The following is a 5,721-nucleotide window of genomic DNA, read 5'->3' as shown; positions in this document are numbered from 1 at the left end:
GCGCGGGCGCTGGAGGCCGAGCGCTTCGCGGCGCTGCGCCGGGAGGTCGAGGGCCTCAAGGCCGAGCTGGCCGACCTGCGCGCGGGCCTCCAGGCCCCCCGCCCCGCCCAAGGGGCAGGCGACGGGGGGGACGATCCCCTGTCGGGACAGCCTGCGGCTGTGCACCAAGGGCACGATCCCCTTCGGGACCGGCTGACGCCGGTGCACCAAGGGGTCCAGGCGCTGGAGCTCGAGGCCCGCCTCAAGGAGCAGCACGAGCGCCTGACGGCGCTGGAGGCGCAGCTGGAGGCCGAGCGCAAGGAGCGCCAGGCCCAGGGGGCGCTGGCGGAGGCCCGGCTGGCGGCGCTGGCGGAGCAGGCCGCTCCCCGCTTCTCGCTGCAGTTCGCGCTGGCCTGGCGCCAGGGCTACGGCTTCGCGCTGGGCCAGGAGGGGCCCGAGAGCGCCGCCGAGCGGGCGCTGGGCCAGCTGCGGCTGTCGACCGAGCGGGACGGGGATCGGATGGCGCTGGCGCTGTACTCCTGGGGCTCCGCCCAGCCGGGGGGCTACACCGCCGCGGGCCTGGAGCTCGCCCGCGGCGGCTTAGAGTTCTTCGGGCTGTGGACCGGGTCCGGGGAGTACGCCTACGCGCTGGGCTGGGGGCTGGGCGGCGCCGGTACACCCGGCGGACGACCCCCCTCGGGACGGGACGAAGCCCGCACGCCGGGCGGCGCGGACGACCGCCTGCGGCTGTGGGGCCAGGTCGCCAGCGTGCGAGTCCCCGACACCCTGGCCGCGCCCCGGGTCGAGGCGGGGGTGGAGGGGGGCCTCAAGCTCTTCGGGCTGGCCTGGAGCCGCCTGGAGCTGGCCGCGCGGCTGGGGCGGGAGAGCGGGGGCGAGGGGCGCAGCGGCTATTTGCTGGCCGGGGCCACCCCTTGCGCGCTGGAGGGCTGGCTGCTGGCAGGGGCGCTGGTGACGGACCTCCCGCTGGGCTACACCGGCACGCTGCGCTACAGCCAGCTGCGTGAGGGGGAGCTGGCGGCGGGCTGCGACCGGGAGGTGGGCGGTCCCGGGGCACTGGTGCTGCAGCGCTCGGCGGCCGAGCTGCGCCTGCGCAGCGAGGGCCCGCTGGCGGTGGACCTCTCCTACCGCCGCGAGGGGTACTGGGGGGAGAACCTGGGGCAGACCTTCACCCGGGGGGTGCTCGAGGCCGAAGCCGGCTTCCGCGTGCGGCTCCTCGGGCTGGAGCTGGTGCCGGCGGCGGCCTACAGCCGAATCTGGTTCGAGGGCGTGGACGGGGCCGACCCGGCGGTGTGGGAGGCCGCCGGGGTGGACAACCCCGGCCGCGGGGAGCGCCAGACCTTCCGGCTGCGCCTGGCCTGGAGCGGCCAGCTCGGCGCGGTGGGGCTCGAGGGCGAGCTTCTGTGGCGCAACACCCTCTACCCCGACTACACCGCCAGCCATTACGGCGGCCGCGCCGCGCTCACCTGGGGGCTGGGCGGGGTGAAGCTGGGCCTGGAGGGGGGCTACTTCGCCGGCGACAACCTCGAGCTGCTGCGCCACGAGCCCCGCGACGCCCGCGGGGCCTCGGGCAGCCTGGGCTACGCGGGCCTGACCCTGGCCTTCGACGGCGGCGAGGTGAGCTACAAGAGCGACACCGCCGGGGGGGTGCGCTTCGGCGTGCGCTACGCCTGGAGGTTCTGAGGTCCATTGGCCTTCCACTGAAACCGGGACATGTGCATCCTCGGGTACGGACGCAACCATGCCCTGCCGGCGCGAGATCAGCGCCCCCCGGCCTGCTGCCGGCCCCCGGTATGGAAGCCGCCCCTGTCGGGATTCCGTCGGTGACTACTCTCACGGGCGGTGCCGACACTGAGGAATGTCCTGATCATTCTCTGGACTGGTGTTGACAAATCCCCATAAGCCGTCTATTAATAGACCTGTTCCAGGGGCATGCCGGACATACCAACCCCTGCTTAGTATGCGCAGGTCAGCCACCTAAGTATTTAGTTTTTTGTTGGCGCACCATCCAGGGATTTCTCTGATATTCCCGTACATTTGGCGGAGGAGGTGGGATCAGAGTTATTTCGGAGCTGCGGACGAAGCCTGCACAGGAATTGAACGCCTGGCGTACGGGGGAGGAGGGATGCATTCTAATTCCTTCCGAAAGTTTACCTTATTGGTTGGGGGGCTAGCGCTTGTGTTGGCTGGGTGCAGCCAGCAGACCGTTGACCGTAACTCGGGCGCACGGCCTTCAATTGCCAGCCAAAGCTCGGGCACACGGCGCCCGCTGTTCGATGGAAAGACGGCCTTTGAAGGTGTTTTCTTCGGGAAAGGCCCTGTTGCCGAACATCTTCCCGGCATTTGGCAGTCGGCAAAGGTCAGGAGCCTCCACGCCAAGATAAGCCCTGAGGCGCGTGCAAGGGCAGACGATCTTCAGCGCTCTCTCATCGCAAACATCGAGGCACAAGACCCCGGTTTCTTCACACGTTTTGCCAAGTTGGTCCAGAGCGGTGATCCCGTAGCTGTGAGCGATGCCATCATCGAGGGCGGAGATAAGATTGAGCAAGCTCTGCAACAGGGCGGGGTCCCGGTACAGTTGGTCAACAAGAGGGACCTGGCGAGCACGCTAGGGACAGTCAACTACACGGTAAACACCAACTATCAGGTCAATGTCTCCGCAGTTGTGGCTGTGATCTTCGTTTTTGGGTTATTCTTCGTGATAATCGTGGTTCCCGCTGGCGGCGTGGACCCTTCCGGGAACTTGAGCAGGTCTGCCCTTTCCGGGGATCTTACGGTGCAATACATTGCTGATCAGTTGTACGTCCCAGGGATCGCCCCATAAGCAAGTGGCGGGTAGTTGTTGTTCAAATAGGGGTTGAATGAGCGAGCCCTCCCCAGACCGTCACCGCCCGGCACTACTACCATTCGTGGCAGCGTTGTGTCTCGGCTGGTGCCTCTTAGCGGCTTTATCCCTTATGGCCTCGCAACCTACTACCGCGCTCAGCTTGGGGGCTGTGGATTCAGCCAGGCCCTATGTCACTGGGATTCTGCCACAGGGCTGGGGTTTTTTCACCAAGAGCCCCCGCGACGAGCAGTTCTACCTCTTTGTAAAGGGCCCAGACGGGGCGTGGGTGCCGGGCTTGCGCGGCCCGCTAAGCGCTCCCGGGAACTTCCTCGGTTTGGACAGGTTCGTCCGGGCGCAGAGCATCGAGTTCGGACTGCTGGTATCCAGCTTGGGAACGGATGCCTGGACGGCCTGCCGGGGACTGCTGGACGCCTGTGTGCGCACGGCCAAGGTGGGCGTGTCGCTCACGAACCCCTCCCCACATAGGCTGATTTGCGGCCCGGTGGCCTTCGTCATGCGCAAGCAGGTTCCGTGGGCTTGGACCCGCAGCAAACGCCCCGTGCAGATGCCGTACCGCTTGGCCCTCGTGGAGGTGCAGTGCTGAAGGCTATTGGGCAGCTCATCGCCACAGCCGACGTGCGAGTGAGGGAGTACGCGGCATTGCGTAATCCCTGGACCAACGTCTACGGGCTGGCGAGGTCGCTCCTGGCCCTCGGAACTCTTTGTACCCTCCTCCTGAACGACACCAGCAAGCTCTTCCGCCCGGGGGCGGGGGTGGACTCATTTCCGATCTGCTCCTTCGCCTCTCAAGCAAGCATCTACTGCCTCCTGGGGAGCCCTCACCTCGAGATCGCAAGGTGGGTCTCCATCATCGTGTTGCTCCTGGTCATCAGTGGCTATTTTCCTCGCTGGACCGCAATCCCACACTGGTGGGTCACCTTCAGCCTCTCGAGCTCGGCGATCGTGGTCGACGGTGGCGATCAGGTTTCGTCAGTGTTGACCCTGCTGATGATCCCACTGGCACTGGGTGACAGCCGCCTGAACCACTGGCTTGCAGCCCCGGGTGAGCCAGGGAACCTGTACACCCGCTGGGTGGCCCTGTCAGCGGCTGCAGCGATCCGGCTGCAGGTAGCTGGCATCTACTTCCACGCCTCGATCAAGAAGATGCAGGTTCCCGAGTGGGTTGACGGGACTGCGATGTACTACTGGCTGAACTCGAACATCTTCGGGTTGCCCGAGCAGCTCAGGCCGCTATTCGCCCCCCTGCTGTTGGGCTCCACGGTCGCGGTGGCAACCTGGGGGGTCGTCCTGCTCGAGCTGATCCTGGCCGCAGCGTTATTCATGCCGAGTGCGAGGTGGAGGCCACTCCTCTTGCTGGGCGTTGTTTTTCACGCTGCCATTGCTGTGTTCATGGGGATCACGAGCTTCGCGATAGCGATGATGGCAGCGCTGGTGCTGTTTCTGACGCCTGTGGAACACCACCTGCACCTCCTCTGGCCGATGGGGCGGGGCAGACCCGCTGTGGGCGGAAGGGGTGCGAGCGCTGACCCTTACGCTGCCCACGGCCGCTCAGCCTATGATGGTGAAAATGGACCAGCGTGAGGGGTTCTTGTTCAAGGAAACCCAGTCTACCCCCGGGCTTAGCTGGTTCCTCCTAGCTGTGCTCGCGCTCTCCTTCGCCGCGTTGCAGCTCGAACCGGGTCTCTCTAGGTCGGGGGGAAGCGTAGCTCTATTTCTCCTGATCCTGTGGGCAGCGGTCGGCTTTGTCTTTTCCAGCTTTACAGTCGAAGTGGACAAGCAATCGATCCGGGTTCACCTGAGGGGAGGCTTCTTCCGCAAGCAATTCCCTGTTTCCGAGGCTGTAGAAGTGGGCGTTGAGGAACTCAACCCCTTCCTGGGCTTCGGTGTGCGTTACCGCTCAGGTCTGTTCGTATTCCGGCTGAACGCTGGGCCGGTGGTGCGGGTTCGCTTCGCCAATGGTGATGTTCTGTTGATCAGCCATCCCCGCGCCGAGGACCTCGCCCGTGCAATCAGCACTGCCATGTGGTTGTCGAGGAGGGCAGGCTAGCCCCGGCAGCGTTGGTATAGGGGGGTACATGCTTTGGAGAACGAGAAGAAGATCGAACTGGGTAGCCGTCGCCTATTGGGTCGGGATCACCGCGTTGCTGGTTTATCTAGTCGCGTCGGGCTTGACCCTATCCACGTCCGCAGTCCCGCTGGCAGGCAAGCTGCTTTACTGGGCCCTCGTTTTCCTGGCCTTCTACCTGGTGTTCAGCTTGGAGTTCCTGCTACGCTACAGGATTGAACCCGACCGGGTCCTGGTGCGGGGGCTGCTGGGCTGGTTCGCATTCCGTTTACACGACATCGCGCGTGTGGAGAAGGCTTCCTACAAGGTCCGGCTCCGGGTGGCGGGCATCAGCGGGCCGACCCTGGCATTCGGCCGTTTCAACACCGACACCCACGGTTTGGTGCGGATCTACGGTAGAGGTGGGAGTGGCGAGGGCGTGATTCTGGGATTGAGGGATGGGGCGAAGGTCATACTCACTCCAGAGAAGCAGGACGATTTCATTCAGCTGCTAAGGGAGTACAACTACCCAGTGGTCGGTTAGCTTTGAGCTGGGTTAAGGCGTCTGCCATCGACAGAAAGTGCTTTCGGCTGAACAATCTTAGGCGAATAGGCGGAGTAGGCCGGGATCGATCCGATCCCGGCCTACCGTCATGTCCCCTGTGCCTAGCGGCTCACATCTCGATGAGCGGTGCCAGCCGCAACAGCTCGAGCGCCTCCTCCCACGGCCGCACGCGGCCGCGGTAGACCACCTCGGGGCCCGGCGCCCCGTCCACCGTGAGCAGCCCCCGGCGCCCGGGGCAGGAGGCGCCCTCGGCCAGGCTGCCCCGGC

General features: G+C 65.5%; 6 protein-coding genes. All 6 read left to right on the top strand.

Annotated elements, in window-relative coordinates:
• The coding region (locus tag MEICH_RS0121915; protein ID WP_027894387.1) for a hypothetical protein at positions 1 to 1,680 on the top strand (1,680 nt) is incomplete at its 5' end.
• Between the two features lie 442 nt (positions 1,681 to 2,122).
• A complete protein-coding gene (locus MEICH_RS29045; RefSeq protein WP_157202971.1) occupies positions 2,123 to 2,821 on the top strand; it encodes a sporulation delaying protein family toxin in 699 nt (232 codons plus the stop codon).
• Between the two features lie 37 nt (positions 2,822 to 2,858).
• Positions 2,859 to 3,428: an SdpA family antimicrobial peptide system protein gene (locus MEICH_RS30780; protein ID WP_084542469.1), complete on the top strand. Its 570-nt coding sequence runs from the start codon at positions 2,859 to 2,861 to the stop codon at positions 3,426 to 3,428.
• Complete coding sequence (locus tag MEICH_RS26500) at positions 3,422 to 4,426, top strand: sporulation-delaying protein SdpB family protein (protein ID WP_051304431.1); 1,005 nt, start codon at positions 3,422 to 3,424, stop codon at positions 4,424 to 4,426. Before MEICH_RS30780 ends, MEICH_RS26500 begins: the two co-directional genes overlap by 7 nt.
• Entirely contained in the window at positions 4,413 to 4,892 is a 480-nt protein-coding gene (locus MEICH_RS0121895; RefSeq protein WP_027894384.1) for a hypothetical protein, read from the top strand. Before MEICH_RS26500 ends, MEICH_RS0121895 begins: the two co-directional genes overlap by 14 nt.
• A gap of 28 nt (positions 4,893 to 4,920) precedes the next feature.
• On the top strand, positions 4,921 to 5,433 hold the full coding sequence (locus MEICH_RS0121890) for a PH domain-containing protein (protein ID WP_027894383.1): 513 nt from the start codon (positions 4,921 to 4,923) through the stop codon (positions 5,431 to 5,433).
• Positions 5,434 to 5,721 lie beyond the last annotated feature (288 nt).

The organism is Calidithermus chliarophilus DSM 9957, from assembly GCF_000430045.1.
In the GTDB taxonomy this organism is placed as follows: domain Bacteria; phylum Deinococcota; class Deinococci; order Deinococcales; family Thermaceae; genus Calidithermus; species Calidithermus chliarophilus.
This window is presented reverse-complemented; position numbering and strand designations above follow the sequence as displayed.

What these genes read in the sequence shown, in the direction of transcription:
- MEICH_RS29045 (WP_157202971.1), top strand. Translation starts at nt 2,123, where the DNA reads ATGCATTCTAATTCCTTCCGAAAGTTTACCTTATTGGTTGGGGGGCTA.
- MEICH_RS30780 (WP_084542469.1), top strand. Translation starts at nt 2,859, where the DNA reads ATGAGCGAGCCCTCCCCAGACCGTCACCGCCCGGCACTACTACCATTC.
- MEICH_RS0121895 (WP_027894384.1), top strand. Translation starts at nt 4,413, where the DNA reads ATGGACCAGCGTGAGGGGTTCTTGTTCAAGGAAACCCAGTCTACCCCC.
- MEICH_RS0121890 (WP_027894383.1), top strand. Translation starts at nt 4,921, where the DNA reads ATGCTTTGGAGAACGAGAAGAAGATCGAACTGGGTAGCCGTCGCCTAT.